Annotated in this window: 15 protein-coding genes; 5 read left to right on the plus strand and 10 right to left on the minus strand. The window is 72.0% G+C overall.

Translation table 11 applies throughout. The features are described from left to right. Positions 1-11 precede the first annotated feature (11 nt). Positions 12-1,253 carry a saccharopine dehydrogenase family protein gene (locus ACWG52_RS37960; protein ID WP_266447084.1) on the plus strand — a complete coding sequence of 414 codons (1,242 nt, stop codon included), beginning with the start codon at positions 12-14 and terminating at the stop codon, positions 1,251-1,253. Positions 1,254-1,262: 9 nt separating this feature from the next. Here ACWG52_RS37960 and ACWG52_RS37965 read toward each other — a convergent pair whose 3' ends face one another. The 7 genes from ACWG52_RS37965 to ACWG52_RS37995 form a co-directional block, all read right to left on the minus strand. Then, a complete protein-coding gene (locus tag ACWG52_RS37965) occupies positions 1,263-1,655 on the minus strand; it encodes an Imm7 family immunity protein (RefSeq protein ID WP_389806203.1) in 393 nt (130 codons plus the stop codon). Positions 1,656-1,696: 41 nt separating this feature from the next. After that, positions 1,697-1,972, minus strand: coding sequence for a hypothetical protein (locus tag ACWG52_RS37970; protein ID WP_389806201.1), 276 nt, complete (start codon positions 1,970-1,972; stop codon positions 1,697-1,699). A 444-nt stretch (positions 1,973-2,416) separates the two neighbouring features. Next, on the minus strand, positions 2,417-3,364 hold the full coding sequence (locus ACWG52_RS37975) for a carbohydrate ABC transporter permease (RefSeq protein ID WP_389806199.1): 948 nt from the start codon (positions 3,362-3,364) through the stop codon (positions 2,417-2,419). Further along, positions 3,361-4,695 (minus strand): ABC transporter permease subunit, encoded by a 1,335-nt coding sequence (locus tag ACWG52_RS37980; protein ID WP_453127288.1) that lies wholly within the window; start codon positions 4,693-4,695, stop codon positions 3,361-3,363. The genes ACWG52_RS37975 and ACWG52_RS37980 overlap by 4 nt, the downstream gene beginning before the upstream one ends. 10 nt (positions 4,696-4,705) lie before the next feature. Next, positions 4,706-6,040 carry an ABC transporter substrate-binding protein gene (locus ACWG52_RS37985; protein WP_389806195.1) on the minus strand — a complete coding sequence of 445 codons (1,335 nt, stop codon included), beginning with the start codon at positions 6,038-6,040 and terminating at the stop codon, positions 4,706-4,708. Positions 6,041-6,168: 128 nt separating this feature from the next. Beyond that, positions 6,169-7,851, minus strand: coding sequence for a glycoside hydrolase family 13 protein (locus tag ACWG52_RS37990; protein ID WP_453127290.1), 1,683 nt, complete (start codon positions 7,849-7,851; stop codon positions 6,169-6,171). A gap of 224 nt (positions 7,852-8,075) precedes the next feature. Continuing rightward, entirely contained in the window at positions 8,076-9,350 is a 1,275-nt protein-coding gene (locus ACWG52_RS37995) for an ABC transporter substrate-binding protein (protein WP_389806191.1), read from the minus strand. A gap of 168 nt (positions 9,351-9,518) precedes the next feature. On the opposite strand from ACWG52_RS37995, the gene ACWG52_RS38000 reads away from it, so the two are divergent. From ACWG52_RS38000 to ACWG52_RS38010, 3 genes are read left to right on the plus strand one after another with little or no spacing between them, the layout of a single operon-like run. Then, positions 9,519-10,025 (plus strand): PadR family transcriptional regulator, encoded by a 507-nt coding sequence (locus ACWG52_RS38000; RefSeq protein WP_109782798.1) that lies wholly within the window; start codon positions 9,519-9,521, stop codon positions 10,023-10,025. After that, complete coding sequence (locus tag ACWG52_RS38005; protein WP_390168628.1) at positions 10,022-10,834, plus strand: ABC transporter ATP-binding protein; 813 nt, start codon at positions 10,022-10,024, stop codon at positions 10,832-10,834. The genes ACWG52_RS38000 and ACWG52_RS38005 overlap by 4 nt, the downstream gene beginning before the upstream one ends. A gap of 2 nt (positions 10,835-10,836) precedes the next feature. Continuing rightward, a complete protein-coding gene (locus ACWG52_RS38010) occupies positions 10,837-13,176 on the plus strand; it encodes an ABC transporter permease (RefSeq protein ID WP_390137807.1) in 2,340 nt (779 codons plus the stop codon). A gap of 10 nt (positions 13,177-13,186) precedes the next feature. Here the strand turns inward: ACWG52_RS38010 and ACWG52_RS38015 are convergent, their stop codons facing one another. Together ACWG52_RS38015 and ACWG52_RS38020 are read right to left on the minus strand one after the other, a co-directional pair. Next, complete coding sequence (locus ACWG52_RS38015) at positions 13,187-14,590, minus strand: phosphotransferase (protein WP_390137642.1); 1,404 nt, start codon at positions 14,588-14,590, stop codon at positions 13,187-13,189. A gap of 7 nt (positions 14,591-14,597) precedes the next feature. Then, entirely contained in the window at positions 14,598-15,509 is a 912-nt protein-coding gene (locus ACWG52_RS38020) for an NUDIX hydrolase (RefSeq protein WP_389806185.1), read from the minus strand. 228 nt (positions 15,510-15,737) lie between these two features. On the opposite strand from ACWG52_RS38020, the gene ACWG52_RS38025 reads away from it, so the two are divergent. Next, positions 15,738-16,238, plus strand: a complete 501-nt coding sequence (locus ACWG52_RS38025) for an NUDIX hydrolase (RefSeq protein ID WP_389806184.1) — start codon at positions 15,738-15,740, stop codon at positions 16,236-16,238. Between the two features lie 33 nt (positions 16,239-16,271). Here the strand turns inward: ACWG52_RS38025 and ACWG52_RS38030 are convergent, their stop codons facing one another. Continuing rightward, complete coding sequence (locus ACWG52_RS38030) at positions 16,272-17,795, minus strand: adenosine deaminase family protein (protein ID WP_453127293.1); 1,524 nt, start codon at positions 17,793-17,795, stop codon at positions 16,272-16,274. Positions 17,796-17,808 lie beyond the last annotated feature (13 nt).

Consider the following 17,808-nt stretch of genomic DNA (forward strand, 5'->3'; position numbering starts at 1 on the left):
AGGACCTCGCCATGCGTGTTCTGCTTGTGGGTGCCGGCGGTGTCGGGAGCGCGATCACCAAGATCGCCGCCCGCCGCGACTTCTTCGACCACTTCGTCGTCGCCGACTACGACCTGGCCCGCGCCGAGGCCGCGGTCGCGGCCCTGGGCGGCGAGGAGCAGCGGTTCAGCGCCTGTCGCGTCGACGCCTCCGACGAGGCGGCGGTCACGAGCCTGCTCACCGAGCGCGGATGCGACGTCCTGATGAACGCCACCGATCCGCGCTTCGTGATGCCGTTGTTCAACGCCGCGCTCGCGGCCGGCAGCCACTACCTCGACATGGCCATGTCCCTCTCCCGCCCCCACCCCGAGCACCCGCACAGCGCATGCGGGGTCAAGCTCGGCGACGAGCAGTTCGAACGGGCCGAGGAATGGGAGAAGTCGGGCCGCCTCGCCCTCGTCGGCATGGGCGTCGAGCCCGGACTGTCGGACGTCTTCGCCCGCTACGCCGCCGACCACCTCTTCGACGAGATCGAGGAGATCGGCATCCGCGACGGAGCGAACCTGGCGGTCGAGGGCTACGACTTCGCCCCGTCCTTCAACATCTGGACGACGATCGAGGAGTGCCTGAACCCGCCCGTGGTCTACGAGCGCGAGCGCGGCTGGTTCACCACCGAACCGTTCAGCGAGCCTGAGGTCTTCGACTTTCCCGAGGGCATCGGCCCCGTCGAGTGCGTCAACGTCGAACACGAGGAGGTCCTCCTCGTACCGCGCTGGGTCGGAGCCCGCCGGGTCACCTTCAAGTACGGCCTCGGCGACGACTTCATCGGCAAGCTCAAGACCCTCCACGCCCTCGGCCTGGACTCCACCGAACGTGTCGCGGTCCGCGGCGAGGACGGCACCGAGGTCCGGGTCTCACCCCGCGACGTGGTCGCCGCCTGCCTGCCCGACCCCGCGACGCTCGGGGACCGGATGACGGGAAAGACCTGCGCCGGGACCTGGGTCAAGGGCACCAAGGACGGGCTGCCGCGCGAGGTCTACCTCTACCACGTGGTCGACAACCAGTGGTCCATGCGCGAGTACGGCTCCCAGGCCGTGGTCTGGCAGACCGCCGTCAACCCGGTGGTGGCCCTCGAACTCCTGGCCACCGGCGTCTGGTCACAGCCCGGTGTGCTGGGCCCCGAGGCCCTGCCGCCGCAGCCGTTCCTGGACCTGCTCACCGCGTACGGCTCCCCGTGGGGCATGCGCGAACAGGGCGACACCCCGGGCAACTGACCGTACGTGCTACCTGCTGAAGGGATCCTCGAGGACGGGGATGCACGGCGACAGCGACGACTCGGTGTGCTCGCTGACGTTCCCCCGGACCAGCCGCAGCACACGGACGTCGTTCTCGTGCCGGGGATCCTCGTCGTCACGCACGTGCAGCAGGCCGTACGAGCCGGGCGCGACCGCGCCGACGTGCCGGAACAGGTCGAGGATCTCGGGGGCGCGATGGTTGGAGAAGCCGCCGATGTGGAGGAAGAGCTCGCCGTTCATCCAGCGCAGATCGAGCAGGTAGGGGCCGGCGATCTCGTCGACGCGGCGCCGAAGACCCTCGACGATCTCGGCCTTCCGGCTCGGGTCGTCGTCGTCCGTGGCGCTCTCGTGGACCGTGATCCAGCCGTGGTATTCGAACATGGCGGGAGCCTATCGAGGCGTCGGCGGCATCCGCTCGACGCTCAGCCGAGGGCCCGGTACGCCGGTGACGGATCGACCAGGTCCGGGCGGTCCACCGCGTACGCGGCACCGTGGATCGCCCGAATCGCCCAGTGCCACGCCTCGTCGTGGAAGACGAGTCCGCGCAACGGGTCGCCGGCCGGCTCGTACGGGTAGCACTCCAGGGCGGCTTCCTCGGACGCCTCCTGGGTCAGCCCACCGTGATGCCGCATCACCCACGCGTAGCCACGCCGCTCGGACCGCAGGCAGTCGAGGTACTGCTCCTCGCTCCACGTCATGGCTCCACCCTAGGGCTGTGCCGTGCCGTGCGGACCGCAGGCGGTCCGGACCGGGGCGGACGGCCTCGGTCCGGGCCTTCCGCGTCTATGTCGTCATGCGGCAGCCCCCTCTCCGGCACGCAGCAGCCGTACGGCGTCCTGGGTGCGCAGGAGGCGGGACACATGAGAGGGGTACCAAAGGGCTCCGACGGCCCATCGCCGGGGATGGAAGGCCTGGGCGATGGACGGCGTGACGCGCAGCCCTTCCGGGCCGTGCCACTTGGCGACCCTCTCTACTTCTCCCGGTCGGAGGGGGCTGCTCTGCCCGAGCCGTCGACTTGCCTACCGGCATGGTGACACGGTCCGGTGCCGTTCCCGCTGAACGGTCGGCGCAGCCACGGGAGCGGGCCCTACGGGCGGTCTCTCGACCACCCGTAGGCCCGCTCCCACGGCAAGGGGCCACGGCTACTTCACCGAGCCGGCCATCACCCCCTGGACGAAGTGCCGTTGGAAGGCGAAGAAGACGATCAGCGGGACCACCAGGGACAGGAACGCCCCGGGCGCGAGGACGCCGATGTTGCTTCCGAACTGCCGCATCTGGGACTGCAGCGCCACCGTGAGCGGCTGGGACCCGCTGTCCGCGAAGAGCAGCGCCACGAGCATGTCGTTCCAGACCCAGAGGAATTGGAAGATGGCCAGGCTCGCGATGGCCGGGCGGCCGAGCGGCAGCACCAGCCGTGAGAAGATCCGCCACTCGCTGCCGCCGTCCATCCGGGCGGCTTCCAGCATTTCGCGCGGTATCTCGGCGAAGTAGTTGCGCAGCAGGAAGATCGCGAACGGCAGCCCGTAGGCGACGTGGAAGAGGACGACGCCCGCGACCGTGCCGAACAGCCCCACCGCACCGAAGAGTTTGGCGACCGGCAGCAGCCCGATCTGCACGGGCACCACCAGCAGTCCCACGACCACCAGGAAGACGGCGTCCCGGCCGGGGAACTCCAGCCACGCGAAGGCGTATCCGGCGAGTGCCGCGATGGCGACCACCAGGGCGGTGGTGGGCAGGGAGATCAGGACGGTGTTCCCGAACGCCTCCGCGATGCCGGAGTCCTTCAGCAGGGCGCCGTAGTTGTCCAGGGACATCTGCGACGGGTCGCCGAGCGCGGTCCACCAGCCGTCGGAGGCGTTGTCGCCCTCGGAACGCAGGGAGGAGACGAGCAGGCCCGCCAACGGGGTGATCCACACCAGGGCCACCAGGATCAGCGCACCCTGCACGAGGGAGCTGCTCAGCAGGCGCGACAGCCGATTTCCGCGCCGGCGGCCGGGGCCGGGGCCCTTCGCCGACGGGCCGGGGACCGCGCGGACATCCGCGGTCCGCCGGGACCTTCGGCGCTCGATGGTGCCGTGGCCGCTGCTCATGCTCCACTCCTTCGGAAGCGCCGGATGTTGAAGACCATCGCCGGGACGACGAGCAGGAGGAGCACCACGCTGAGCGCGCTGCCGAGCCCCTGGTCGTTGCCGCCGCCGAAGGAGACCAGCCACATGCGGGTGGCCAGGACGTTGGCCTCCTCCTGGACCGGTCCGGGCGCGATGATGTAGACGAGGTCGAAGACCTTCATCACGTTGATCACCAGGGTCACGAAGACGACGGTGAGCACCGGAGCGAGCAGCGGCACGGTGATCTTGCGGAAGATCTGGCCCTCCGAGGCGCCGTCCATCCGCGCGGCCTCCAGGGCGTCCCGCGGGATGGCCGCGAGGCCGGCGCCGATCAGAACCATCGAGAAACCGGTCCACACCCACAGGTAGGCGCCGATGATGGCCGGGGTGACCAGCGCAGGACCGAGCCAGTTCACCCCCTGGTACGGGGCCGCGAAGTTGGCCGCGGGCAGCCGGACCGCGTAGGCGTCGTCGGCCAGCCCGGTGAAGCGGAACGACCCGTCCTCGGCCGTGACGGCGGTGGCGGCCACCCGGCCGTCCCGGACGGCCTCGACCCTCATGCCGGGCAATCCGTTCTCACCCGGGTCGATACGGCCGGGGGTGCCGGCGCCGCCGGGGGCGAAGTCGAGGTAGACGACACCCCCGATGGTGTCCGGCTCGGGTGCGGCGGACGTCGCCGCTTTCGCTCCGTCCGGCATCGCGTCGGGTGCCACCCCGATGAAGCCGAGGTCGACCGCTTGGCCGGGGCGTACGGTCTCCTCGGTGCCGTACGGGCCGCCCGCCCCGCCGGTCAGGCCGTGGCCCTCCCGGGTCCGGGCGGTCGGATAGGCGGCGGTGTCGCGGAAGCTGTCGTGGACGCCGACGACGGCGGCGTTGAGGACGCCCCGGGACGGGTCCTGGTCGTAGGCGAGGCGGAAGATGATGCCGGCGGCGAGGAACGACACGGCCATCGGCAGGAAGAGCACGAGCTTGAACGCGGTCGCCCAGCGCACCTTCTCGGTGAGCACGGCGAGCATCAGCCCGAGTCCGATCAGCAGGGTCGGGGCGACGACGACCCACAGGGCGCTGTTGCGGATCGCCTTCAGGGTGGCCTGGTCCTGCACGATCGCCGCGTAGTTGGCGGCCCCTACGAAACGGTCGCCGTCGGCGTCGAAGAGGCTGCGGCCGAAGGAGAAGAGGACCGGGTACACGACCAGCGCGCCGAGCAGCAGCAGGGCGGGCAGGACGAAGACGATGGCGAGGCGGCGCTTCCTGCGCTGGGCCCGGCGCCGCCCGTCGGTCGGGCCGCGGGTGGCGGTCACGGTGTCAGCCATGGACGTCGCCTCAGTTCCCGTAGGCCTTGGCGGCCTCGGCCTCGAGCTTCGCGGCCGTGCCCTTCGGGTCCGACGGGTCGCGCAGGAAGTCCTGGAGGAGCTTCCACTCACCCGCGCCCTTGGTGCCGCCGAACGCGGCCGGGGCCTGGTCCGACATGTCGAAGCGGATCGAGTCGCCCGCCGCGATGAGGGAGTTGGCGGTGCTGCGGGTGATCTCGTCGCCGTACGAGGCGATGTCGACCTCCTTGTTCGGGGACAGGAAGCCGCCGGCGCGGGCCCAGACCTCGGCGGCCTCGGAGCCGGCCAGGTATTCGAGCAACTGCATACCGGCCTTGCTGTTCTTCGCGTCCTTGAGGACCACGGCCGCGTCACCGCCGCTGACGACCGGCGCCTTGCCGCCGTCGACCGCGGGGAAGGGGAAGAACTTGGCGTCCTTGCCGAGCTTCTTGCCGAACTGGTCCTTGGCCACGCCACCGACGAAGTCGCCCTCGTAGACCATGCCCGCCTTGGGCTCGGGGCCGAAGACCTGGGCGACCGACGTGGGGAAGTCGGTGCTCAGCGCCGTCTGGGCACCGCCGGCGACGAGCTGCTTGTCCTTGAACAGCTCTCCGAGGGTGGTCAGCGCCTTGACGACGCTCTCGTCCGTCCACTTGAGCTTGTGCTGGGCGAGCTGGTCGTACTTCTCCGGTCCGGCCTGGGAGAGGTAGATGTTCTCGAACCAGTCGGTGAGGGTCCAACCGTCCTCGCCGGCCACGGCGAAGGCGGGGCGACCGGAGTCGGCGAGGGTGCGGCCGGCCTTCAGCATGTCGGTGTAGCTGGTGGGCTCGGTGACACCCGCCTGGGCGAAGGCCTCGGGGGCGTACCAGACGGTCGACTTGTGGGCGGCCTTGAAGTAGAGGCCGTAGTACGTGCCGTCGACGGTGCCGTAGTTCTTCCACACCGGGGCGAGGGTGGAGCCGGCCTTCCGGGCGGTCTGGTCGGACAGGGGCTGGAGCCAGCCCTTGGCGGCGAACTGCTGGAGCACGCCCACCTGGGGGACCATCACCACGTCGGGCGCGTTGCCGCCCTCGATCTTGCTTCCGACGAAGGTGGAGACGTTGTCGCCGGAGGGTATGAAGACCGTCTTCGCGCCGGTCTTCTCGGTGAAGGCGTCCAGGACCTTCTTGAAGTTCTGCTGCTCGCTGCCGGTCCAGACGCCTGCCACGGTCACGGTCTGGCCGCTCAGTTCGCCGCCGCTCGCGGGTCCGGTGGTGCCGCCGCCGCAGGCCGTGGCACCGAGGGCGAGGGTGAGGGCCGCCGATGCGGTGGCCGCGGTCCGCCGGGTCGTCTTGCTGGGTCGTCGCATGAGGGAGTCCTTGTCTGGAGGTCCGGGACACGGGGCGGGGTCCGGACGTACATGGAGGGGGCGCGGGGGAGGAGGAAGGGGCGGAAGGTACGGAAGGAGGGGGAGAGGGGGAGGTCAGGGGCCGGGGGTCACGGGGTCGGGCAGTCGGCCGTCCACCAGGCGGCGGTCGCCGCGGGGAGCACCCCGTCGGGGCAGGGACCGCTGGCGAGCAGCGGAGTGCCGGGGACCGGGGCGGGCACGGGCTCGGTGCCGAAGTTCACCGCGCAGACGAGGCCGTCGCCGCGGGTGATCGCGAGCACCTGAGGCGGGGCGTCCAGCCAGCGCAGGGGGCCTTCGCCGAGCTGCGGCAGGGTGCGCCGCAGTTGGAGCCCGTCGCGGTAGAGGTGCCAGAAGGAACGGGTGTCGGCCAGGGCGCGGTCGGTGGCGTGCTCGGCGAACCACTCGGGCTGCGGCAGCCACGGCTTGGCGCCGGCCGCCTCCCCGGAGAAGCCGAACGGGGAGGCGTGCCCGGACCAGGGCAGCGGCACGCGGCAGCCGTCCCGGACGTGCTTGCGGCTTCCGGTACGGCGGAAGATCGGATCGGTGAGGACCTCGTCGGGCAGGTCGAGGACCTCGGGGAGGCCGAGCTCCTCGCCCTGGTAGACGTAGGCGGCGCCGGGCAGCGCGAGCATCAGGAGGGCCGCGGCGCGGGCGCGGGCGGCCCCCAGACCGCTGCCTTCCACCCCGGGCTCGCCGGCGTAGCGGGTGACCGTGCGGACCTGGTCGTGGTTGTTGAGGACCCAGGTGACGGTGGAGCCGGTGCCGGCGATGTCGCGCATCGCATCGGTGATCGTCGCGCGGAACGCGTCGGCGTCCCAAGGGGCGCTGAGCAGGTCGAAGAAGAACGCCTGGTGCAGTTCGTCGGGGCGGACGTACTCGGCGTGCTCCCGCGCGGTGGGCACGGACACTTCCCCGACCAGCAGTCGCTCGCGGCCGTCCCGGGCGGTGTACTCCTCGCAGACCGAGCGCCAGCGCCGCCACACGCCGTGCACCTCGGGCTGGTTCCAGGCCAGCTGGTTGACGGCGTCGCGGGCCCGCTCGTCGGCCGTCGGGTCGTCCGAGTCGGGCAGCGCGGGGTGCTTGAACAGTCCGGCGGCGACATCGATGCGGAAGCCGTCGACCCCGCGGTCCAGCCAGAAGCGCAGCACCTCCTCGAACTCGTCACCCACCGCCGGATCGCGCCAGTTCAGGTCGGGCTGCTCGGGCGTGAAGAGGTGCAGGTACCACTCGCCGGGGGCGCCGTCGGGCCCGATGGTCCGGCTCCACGCGGGACCGCCGAACATCGCGTGCCAGTTGTTCGGAGGCTCCACCCCGTCCGGGCCGCGGCCGGGGGCGAAGTGGAAGCGGGCGCGCTCCGGGCTGCCCGGCTCCGCGGCGAGCGCCTCCTGGAACCACGGGTGCTCGCTGGAGCAGTGGTTGGGAACGATGTCGAGCAGCAGCTTCAGTCCGAGCCGACGGGCGTCGGCCGCCAGTCGGTCGAACTCCGCGAGGTCGCCGTAGACGGGGTCGACGCCGCGGTAGTCGGCGACGTCGTAGCCGTGGTCGTGCTGCGGCGACGGGTAGAAGGGGCTGAGCCAGATGCCGTCGACACCGAGCTTGCGCAGGTAGGGGAGCCCGGCCCGGACGCCGGCCAGGTCACCGATGCCGTCCCCGGTGCTGTCGAGGAAGCTGCGGACGTAGACCTGGTAGATCACCGCGTTGCGCCACCAAGGGGCCGAGGTGGAGGCGGCGGGGGAGGGGTGGCCGAGGGCGGCCGGAAGGGTGCTGAGCATCTCGCGTCGACCTGTCTGCTGAATGCGAGAGCGCCCCGGATCGGTGCGCTGTTATGCATGCATGTTAAGTAGCAGCGACCGGAAGGTGTCAACGATGTGTCCAGAAACAGCGAAAAGCTGGGGTGATTTGTACGAGAGTGACCCCATGCACGACGAAGGGTCTCTACTTAACATGTAAGTAGAGACCCTTTGGGGATGGAGGAGGGAGGAGGGACGGAGTGCGATCAGTCGGAGCGGGAGATGGTCCCCAGCTCGCGCGCGAGCCGAGCCGACGCCTGCTCCGGCGTCTGGCGCAGCGCCAGCAGGTCCTGCGCCACAGCCTGCACAGCGAGGCTCACCTGGTCGTAGCGCGGACTCTTGGGGCGCGGCACCGCCGACAGCACGCTCCGGCGCAGCGTGGGCAGGTACGGATATGCCCGGACCAGCTCGGGGTCCTCGTACAGCGCGGCCCGCACCGGAGGCAGCGAGCCCTTGGTGAGCACCTGCCGCTGGACCTGTTCACTGGTGAGGTACGAGATCAGGTCGGCCGCCGACGCCGGATGCCGCGCATGGCTGCTCACCGCGAGGTTGGAGCCACCCAGCACACTGGTACCGGGCCCATCGGGTCCGGGCAGCGGTACGGCACCGAACCTGCCCGCGACCTTCGACCCCTCCGCGCTCGCGTCCGCGTACACGTAGGGCCAGTTCCGCAGGAAGAGCAGCCGGCCGTCCTGGAAGGCCCGCCGCGACTCCTCCTCCTTGTAACCGAGCGCCTCGCGGGAGATCCACCCCTCCCGCACCCCGTCCGCGAGGAACCGCAGGCCGGTGCGCGCCTCGTCCGAGTCCACGCTCACCCGGGCCCCGTCGTCGCGCAGGATCGATCCGCCCGCCGAATGCACCGCCTCGGTGACATTGACCGTGAGCCCCTCGTACGGGAGGAACTGGCCGGCGTAACCGTCCAGTCCGTACTTCGGGGCGATCGTGCGCGCCTGGCGGGCCAGCTCGTCCCAGCTGCGGGGCGGTTCCTCGCCCTCCCGGTCCAGGATGTCCTTGCGGTAGTAGAGCAGCCCCGCGTTGGTGACGTACGGGACCGCGTACAGCCGGCCGTCGAAGGTCGCCGTGTCGACGACGGGCCGCAGGAAGGCGTCCAACGGGAAGCGCTCACGCCGGAGCGGGGAGATCCAACCGGCCGCCGCGAACTCGGACGTCCAGGCGACGTCGATGTTCAGCACGTCGAACCGGTCGCGGCCCGAGCGCAGCTCACTGATCATCTGGGCCCGGGTCTCGTCCGCCGAGTCCGGCAGTTCGACGAGCGTGACCCGCTCGTCGGGATGGGCCTCGTTCCAGTCCTCCAGGAGCGGAGGGAGGTAGTTCGTCAGATCGCCCGCCGTCACGAGCGTCAGCGGACCGCGGTCCTCGGACGCGGAACCCGCGTCGGCGCGGGCGCCGAGACCGGTGTATCCCGCCAGCACGACCGCCCCGACCAGGAGAGCTCTACCCGCGGCACGCATCCACCGCATAGATTCCTCCCAGTGCACGATCCGGCTGCGTCGCCGACCATCGTGGCCTATATATACCCGTTAGGCATGGGCGATACTAGACGCCCAGGCAGACGAGACGGACGGCGGCGCAACTCGGCCCGCTGCCGAGTGAACCGTTGACTACGGAGCGGGAAGGAGGGGGAGCGAGTGCGGCTGGCGCTCCTTGCGCTCCTCACCCGTAGCCCTGCGCACGGTTACGAGCTGAAGCAGGACCTTGAGAAGCTCCTGGGCGCCGCGTACCCTCAGCCCAACGTCGGCCAGATCTACGTCACCCTCGGACGGCTCGAGAAGAGCGGCCTCATCGAGGGCGAGGACGTCGAGCAGTCGGGACGCCCCAACAAGCGCACCTACCGGCTGACGGACGCCGGACGCGAGGCCGTACAGGCCTGGTTCGAGGAGACCGCCGAGGAACCCCGGGTACGCGACGAGTTCTTCATGAAGCTCGCCCTCGCACCCCGGTCGGGTCTGGCCGATCCGGTCGCACTGATCAACAAGCAGCGCCGGCAGTACCTCAACACCATGCGGGACCTGTCCAAGCTGGCCGCGGCGGAGGACCGCGACAACAAGATCTCCCAACTGCTGATCGAGGGCGCCATGCTGCACCTGCAGGCCGACCTCGACTGGCTGGAACGCTGCCAGGAGGAGCTGGAATGAGCGACGACGCCACCCCCGCCGCCGCTCCTGGCGTGCCCGGCGGGTCCGCCACCCCCGCCGAGACCATCGTGCGCGCCGAGGGCCTGACCAAGACCCACCACGGCGAAGGCCTCCCGGTGCACGCCGTACGCGGGGTGGACCTGTCCGTCCGGCCCGGCGAGTTCGTCGCCGTCACCGGACCCTCCGGAGCCGGAAAATCCACCCTGCTCCACCTCATGGGCGGCCTCCAGCGCCCCGACAGCGGCAAACTGTGGATCGGCGGAGAACGGGTCGACGAGTACCGCGAGGCCCGCTGGGCCGTCCTGCGGCGCCGCAGCATCGGCGTCGTCTTCCAATTCTTCAACCTGGTCTCCAACCTCACCGTCGCCGACAACGTCGAACTCCCCGCCCTGCTCGCCGGCGCCTCCCCGAAGGCCGCCCGCGCGTCCCGCGCCGAACTGCTCGCCGAGCTCGGCCTCGAAGGCCGCGAACGCTCGATGCCCGGTGAGCTCTCCGGCGGCGAACAGCAGCGGGTCGCACTCGCCCGCGCCCTGGTCAACCACCCCGCACTGCTGCTCGCCGACGAACCGGCCGGCAGCCTCGACAGCAAGGGCACCCGCGAGGTACTGCGGCTGCTCTCCCGGTTCCACCAGCGCGGCCAGACGATCGTGATGGTCACCCACGACGCCCGGATGGCCAGTGCGGCCGACCGCGTCGTCAGCTTCTTCGACGGGCGCATAGCCGACGACGCAGAGCTCGGCGGCGGACGCCGCGGGCCGGCCCGGGGCGTCTCCGGCGTGCTGGACCTGGACCTGGAAACCGAGAGGTGACCGTGCGGGCCACCCTGCGCTGGGCGCACGCCGACTTCCGCGCACACCGCGGCGAAGCCCTCTTCGTCGTCCTGGCCAGCGCCGGGATCATCGCCTCGCTCCTCCTGGCCGGCGCCCTCTTCGGCTACGCCGCCAACCCCTGGCAGCGCGTCTTCAACCAGTCCCACGGCGCCCACATCTGGCTGCACACCCGCGCCGGCGCCGACACCGCCGCCCTCTCTCGCGTGGACGGGGTCGCCGCCCTCTCCGGCCCCTACCGCACGACGGCGACCACCGTCGAATCGCGCGGCGCCCGGGTCGGCGTGACGCTGCGCGCGACCGGAGCGGAGCCCCCGGACACCGGACGGCCGCTCGTCACCGACGGCCGCTGGCTCACCGGACCGGACACCGCCACCGGCGGCGCGGGTACCGGCAACGACACCGTCGTGCTGGAGGCCTCGGTCGCGCGCGCCCTCTGGGCGGAACCGGGCGACACCGTACGGGTCACCGGCCCGGACGGCGCCCCGCACGCACTGGAGGTCAGCGGCATCGCCGAGGTGGCCGAGCCCCGCTACCACCCGGGCGGCGGCCCCGGCATCGGCTGGGTGCTCGACAGCACCCTCGACGACGTCGCCCACGGAGACACCGGGCAGAGCGTGGGCCTACGGCTGCACGATCCGGACGACACCGACTTCACCGTCCAGCGGGCCGTGACCCTCCTCGGCGCCGACCGGGTCGCCCAGGTCACCAAGTGGCAGCAGGCACGGGCCGAGGCGGGCGGCGACGACCGGCTGCTCGGCCAGATGTTCGCCGTCTTCGGGCTCGGCGCGCTGCTCGCGGCGGCGCTCGCCGCCGCCGGAGCGATCGGCGCCCGTGTCCGCGGCCAGCTGCGCGACATCGCGATCCTCAAGGCCGTCGGCTTCACCCCCGGTCAGGTGACCCGCGGCTTCCTCGTCCAGCACCTGGCCTTCGCCCTGCTCGGCGTGGCCCTCGGCACGGCGGCGATCGCCCTGCTCGGCGACCGGATACCCGGGCGGATCGGCGAGGCGACCGCCGTCTGGCAGGACCTGCCCGGCCACACCGCCCTCATGATCGGCATCCCGTGCGGCGCGGTACTGCTGATCGCGACCGCGACCGGGCTCTCGGCCTGGCGGGCCGGCCGGGTCCCGCCGGTGCCGGTGGCCCGCGCGGCGCTGCCGTCCGCCACGCCGATGACCGCGCTCGGCAGGCGCGCCCTCGGCCTCCGCGTGCCACCCGCCCTGGTCCTGGGATGGCGTGCGGCCTTCCCGCGGCGCGGCCGGACGCTCGCCGCCGTCGCCCGACTCGCCCTGCCGCTGCTCCTCATCACGGTCGCGCTCGTCGCCTGGTCGACACTCGACCAGTTCCGCAGCAGGCCCGCGCAGATGGGACTGGCCGCGGCACTGACCGTACGGGCCGGACAGTCGGCCGGAACGGACGACGCGGAACTGGAGCGGACCCTCGCGGCCGTCCCGGGCGTCGCCGCGGTCCACCCCGGCGCCGAGATGGCGGCGCTCGTACCGGGACAGACCGGCACGATCACCCTCCGAGGCCTCGGCACGGCCCGGGACCCCTACCCCTCCGAGGTCGTCGAAGGCCGCGCGGCCGGCGGTCCGGACGAGGCCGTTGCCGGACAGGGCCTGCTCGACCTCCTCGGGGTCCGCGTCGGCGCCTGGGTGCGGATGACCGTCGAGGGACGGCCACAGATCCTGCACGTCGTCGGCCGCACCATCGAACCCGAATCCGGGGGCCGGGTGATCACCACGACCGTCGACGCGCTGCGGGAGCGAGACCCTGCCCTGCGCCCCGACTTCCACGCCCTCGTCCTGCGCGAGGGCGCGGACCCCGTGGCCGTGAGCGCCGCGCTGGCCGGGACGGCGGGCGGCACCCTGGAGGTCCGGCAGACCCCGAACCCGGTCGACCGGCTGGAACCGGCACGCGCGGTGATCGCCGCCCTGATCGCGGTCCTCGCGGTGATCGGGCTGATCGAGCTGCTGACGCTGATCGGTACGGGCGTACGGGACCGGGGCCGGGATCTGCTCGCGCTGAAGGCCATCGGGCTGACGCCCCGGCAGATCGGCTCGATGATCGTGACGGCCGCCGGACTGACGGCGCTCGCCTCCGCCGTGCTGGGCACGACGCTGGGGGTGCTGTCCGGCAGATGGCTGGTGGACACCCAGGGAGCGTCCAGCGGGATCGGCGCGGGCATCGCCCAGCTGCCACCGCTCCCCGTGCTGTCGACCGTGATTGTCCTGGCGGTACTGGGCGCGGTGGGAGCGGCGGCGTTGCCGGCGACGCGGGCGGCACGGCGGCGGCCGGCGGACTCGCTCAGCGAGACACTCTGACGCTCCGAGGTCACGGCCGGTGGGTGCCACGGAGCCGGTACAGGGTCCGGTGGCCCCGCTCGGCGACCTCGGGGTCCCCGTGGGCGGTCCCGTAGGCGATCCCGGAGACCGCGTCGAAGGCGGACTCGCAGTCCAGCCGGCGCTCCTCGACCGGGGTGAGCGGTCTGCCGTAGCCGTCGAGGAAGGCGGCGCGCAGATCGGGCCGGCCCGTCCAGGTGTCGGCCAGGCGCACCAGGTCCCGGGTGGCGGTGGCGTACTCCGAGCGTTCGAAGTCGAAGAGCCGTACCTCGCCGTCGTCGGTCAGGAGCACGTTGCGGTACTGCAGGTCCCCGTGCGTGGGCACCAGCACGGGCCGCGGCAGGTCCTCGTAGGCGCGGGCCAGGCTACGCACCAGTTCCTCGTCCCCGGCGGCCAGATGAGGTCGGGCCTCCTCCACGTGCCGCTTCACGGAGTCCGTGGCCGAGGACGGCCCGGCGGGCCGCTCCGGGCCGGCGCGGTGCAGGGCGGCGGCGAGCCGCCCCAGCCCCCGCTGCACGCCTACCTCGGTCGCCGGATCGAGGTCCATGCCGTGCGGTGACCGCCCCGCCAGTGCCGTGAGGACGACGGCTCGCGCGACCGGGTCGCGGGCGACGAGGCGCGGAACCGGGCGCCCGAGCCCCGGCGCCCAGGTCCGGTACGCGGCCACCTCGCGGTCGTGGAAGAGCTGCCCGGCATGCCGCTTGAGGTACCAGGTGCCGCCACCGGATCCGGTGAGCCGCCAGACCCGGGCACCGGCCCGCGCCCAGGAGACGTCGGTCGTCCGCGCGATCCGGCCGACGGCCCGCTCGGCGAACACCCGCAGTGGTTCGGGAAGGTCCGCCCCGTCGGTCAGCGGCGGCGGCGGGGGCGGGCCGGGCAGGAGGCGGGTGCGGTCGACGCCGCCCGCCTCGTACGCGACGAGGTCCCCGAGCCGCTGGAAGTGCACGGCGGCCGGCATGCCGGCCCGGTAGGCGTCCAGCCCGGCCCGGCAGTACGCCACCATCGGCTCCGGCAGCGCGTCGAGCGGGTACCAGCCCATGCCGTCGCACCGGTCCGGCTCCCTCACCCCGGGCCGGCCCGCCCACCGTCGCACTTCGAAGAAGACGCCGATCCGAGAATTGCCGCCCCGGGGCGGGCGGTGGTGGACGGTCACCGCCGCGCTCACGTCCGCCGCCGCGATGAGGACACCGGTCTCCTCTCGGGCCTCCCGGATCACCCCCTCGACCATGTCCTCGCCCGGGTCGAGGTGCCCGGAGGGCAGGTGCCAGAGCCCGGTCGCGTACACGGGCCCGGCCCTGCGCGACAGCAGTACCTCCGGGCCGAGGGCGCCGTCGCGGCGCAGGACGAGGTGGACGTCGACCGGCACCGTGTGCCGGGGGCCAGGGGTCGTGGTCATGGGTGACTCAGGCCCAGCCGAGCTCGGTGTAGAGGCGGCCGGCCCGGATACCGTCGATCGCGGCCCGGGTGTAGGGGACGACGGGTTCGGGAAGGTCGTCGGCCGGCCACCAGCCCCAGGACAGGCAGCGGTCGGGCTCGCGGACCTCGGGTGTGCCCTGCCACCGCCGGGCACGGAAGACGAGCTGCATACGGGGCCGGCCGCCCGGTTCGTTCACCTGGTGCACGACGTGGACCAGGTCCACGTCGCCCGGGTCGATGACCAGACCGGCCTCCTCCGCCGCTTCCCGCACCAGGCAGGTGACGGCGGATTCCTGCTCGCAGTGTCCGGCGAGGAAATGGTGGGTGGAGGCGGCGAAGGCGGAGTCCGGGTGGCGCAGCCCGAGCAGGACCTGCCCGTTCCGTTCGAGGTAGAGGTGCACGCCGACGATGTTCCGGCGTGCTCGGCCGCCGCCGGGCCGGGCCCGGGCCGGAACGCCTGCCGGGGCGAGGCCTCGGGCCCGGTGGAGGTCGATGACCTCCTTCGTCCACGCGCACATCGTCAGGAAGGGGATCGTGGCCACGTCGAAGTGACGGAACATGATGCCTTCGGGACACGGGAGTTCGTCGGCGTCCCCGTCCCAGAACCCCAGGTACACCTGGATGCGGCCCTGCTCGTCCGGTCCGTCCGGCTCCGCCGCCGGCCCCTGGCAGTCGACGACGGCGAAGGGTTCCAACGGCACCGTCAGACCGGTCTCTTCGAGGAGTTCCCGCTGAACCGCCTGCGCCGCGGTCTCCTCGCCCTCCCGGCCTCCACCCGGGATCGACCACGTGCCCGGATCGCAGATGCGTTTGTTGGCGTCGCGCAGGTGCAACAGGTACCGGCCCCGCGAGTCGACCAACAGTGCGGCGGTGCCGTGCGGTTCGACGGATGCGGTCATCGAAGGCTCCTCCGGAAGGACGGTCGCGACGGGACGCCCGTACAAGTGCCCTGAAGAACGGACCGGAAATCGGGATCGTCACGGCCGGACCGGGAGCAGGGTGCGAACGAATGTTCTCGCGCGAGGTGGAGCCCTTGCGGGCCCGCGCCCACCGACGCCGAAACTCGCTCGAACAGGTCGGTGTCATCCCTGCGGGGGATTGCGCGACACCCGCCTAGGCTGCAGACCATGACGACACCTCACCAACGGTTCGGCGTGGACCCCGACGTCGAGCTGCCCGTACCCGCCCCCGGCGAGCTGTGGACCGTCGGCGCCGTCATCCTCGACGACGACGGCCAGGCCTTCGCCCAGAAGAGGAGCCCGCACCGCCGCCTCTTCCCCGACAGTTGGGACATCGTGGGCGGCCATGTCGAGGCCGGGGAAACCCTGCTGGAGGCCCTCGCGCGCGAGGTCGAGGAGGAGACCGGCTGGCGCCTGCGCCACGTACGGTGCTTCCTCGGCACCACGACCTGGACCGGGGACGACAGCGACGGACTCCGTCACGAGGCCGACTTCCTCGTCGAGGTCGAGGGCGACCTGGACCACCCTTCGCTGGAGTGGAGCAAACACTCCGCCTACGGATGGTTCGGTCCCGAGGACCTCGACCGCCTCAAGGAGAACCGGCTCCCCGGAGAATTCTTGATCCACGACCTGATCGCCCGTGTCGTGCGGACCGGCCCGCGCCCCTGAGGAGCGCGGACCGGGTGCGCATGCGTTCCGGGATCAGTGCGAGCCGGGACGGGTGGCGCGGGCGTGGTGGACCTCGAAGCGCCGGAAGGCCGCCTCCTGCCGCCACTCGACCTGCGCCTTCGGGCTGGCCTTCAGGAACCGGGCACACCGCTCGCTCGGGTGCTCGGCACCCTGGACGTCGCGGGCACAAGCCCCGGTCGGACGGTAGCCGGTACGCAGGTCACGGTTCCACAGTCCACGGCCCGGCAGGAACGAGTGCTCCAGGGAGGCCCGGGCCAGGTCCCTCAGCTCCGGGTAGCCGAGTCCGTACATCTCCGCGGCACGGCGGTACTCGTCGGTGATCTCGATCCGCGACACGCCCGGGTCGTCGGTGGCGAGGACGACCGGCACGCCGTGGCGGCGGTAGGTGGCGAAGGGGTGCGCGTCGCCGGAGACGCGCAGGATCTGCTCGTTGCTGTGGAAGGGCACCTCGACCGCGATGCGCCGCTCGGCCATGTAGCGCATGAGCGACTCCCAGCGGTCCTCGTGCAGGACGGACACGCCGTGCCCGATCCGCTCCGCGCGACCTGTCTGGGTGGCCTCCCTGATGTGGAAGGTGAGGTCCTCGGGCTTGACCAGGCCGGGCACGAGCTCGCCCGCGTGGAGGGTGATGTGCGCCTTCGGGTATTGGGTCTTCAGGTAGTTCAGCATCCGCATGTGCAGGCGGTAGTCGCGCAGCGCGACCGGGTCGTCCTCGGGCTGGACCAGGTTGACGGCGACGAAGCGCGGGTCACGCTCGGCCAGCCGCATCCCGAGCGCCATCTGCGTGAACACTCGTTCCGGGGTGCCGGCGCGGGCGACCTGGGAGATCCACCGGTACGGCAGGGAGCACGACTCGTCGGGCCGCGGGGTGTCACAGTGCGCGGCGCCACGGAACTCGACGTCGGTGCTGTCGGCGTCGGTGCGGGCCTGGCGGACGACCGCGTCCAGGCCTCCGTCGGCGAGGAGCTCGTCGTGCATGCGGTCGAGATCGGCGTCGTAGCCGACCCGGTCGGCGAGCGCGCGGGCCTGACCGGAGGCCGGGGAGATCATCGTCTCCAGGTAGAACTGGTGCTGCCGAGCGGCGGAGTTGGCGACCTCCGCGAGCATCCGGCCGGGGTGACGCCAGGTCACCTCGCCGAACTTGCCGAAGGTCGCGAAGAAGTGGTCGTGGCCGTTGCCGTCCGCCGGGAAGTCCTGCATCGACCAGGCCTGGATGACCTGCCGGCGGAAGGCCGCGTCGGTGACCGCGTCGGCGGCGGGTCGGGTTCCGGCGCCGCACGGCGGGGGCACCGCCGTGGTGGTGTCGGTGGTGATGCACAGGCCGTCCCCGGCGGCGAGTTCGATCAGGAACTCGGTGGTGACCGCTCCGGACAGGTGGTTGTGCAGATCACCACCCTTGGGGAGGTCGGCGAAGAACTCCCCCGGCCGGTCGGGGCCGGGGGCCGGAGCCACGGCGGGAGCGGAGGCCGCGTACGCGGAGGCGGGCGCGAGCAGGGCGAGGGCGGAAAGCGCACCGATCAAGTGGGATGGGATCACGGGCACATGGTGG

This window comes from Streptomyces sp. CLCI03, assembly GCF_053615355.1.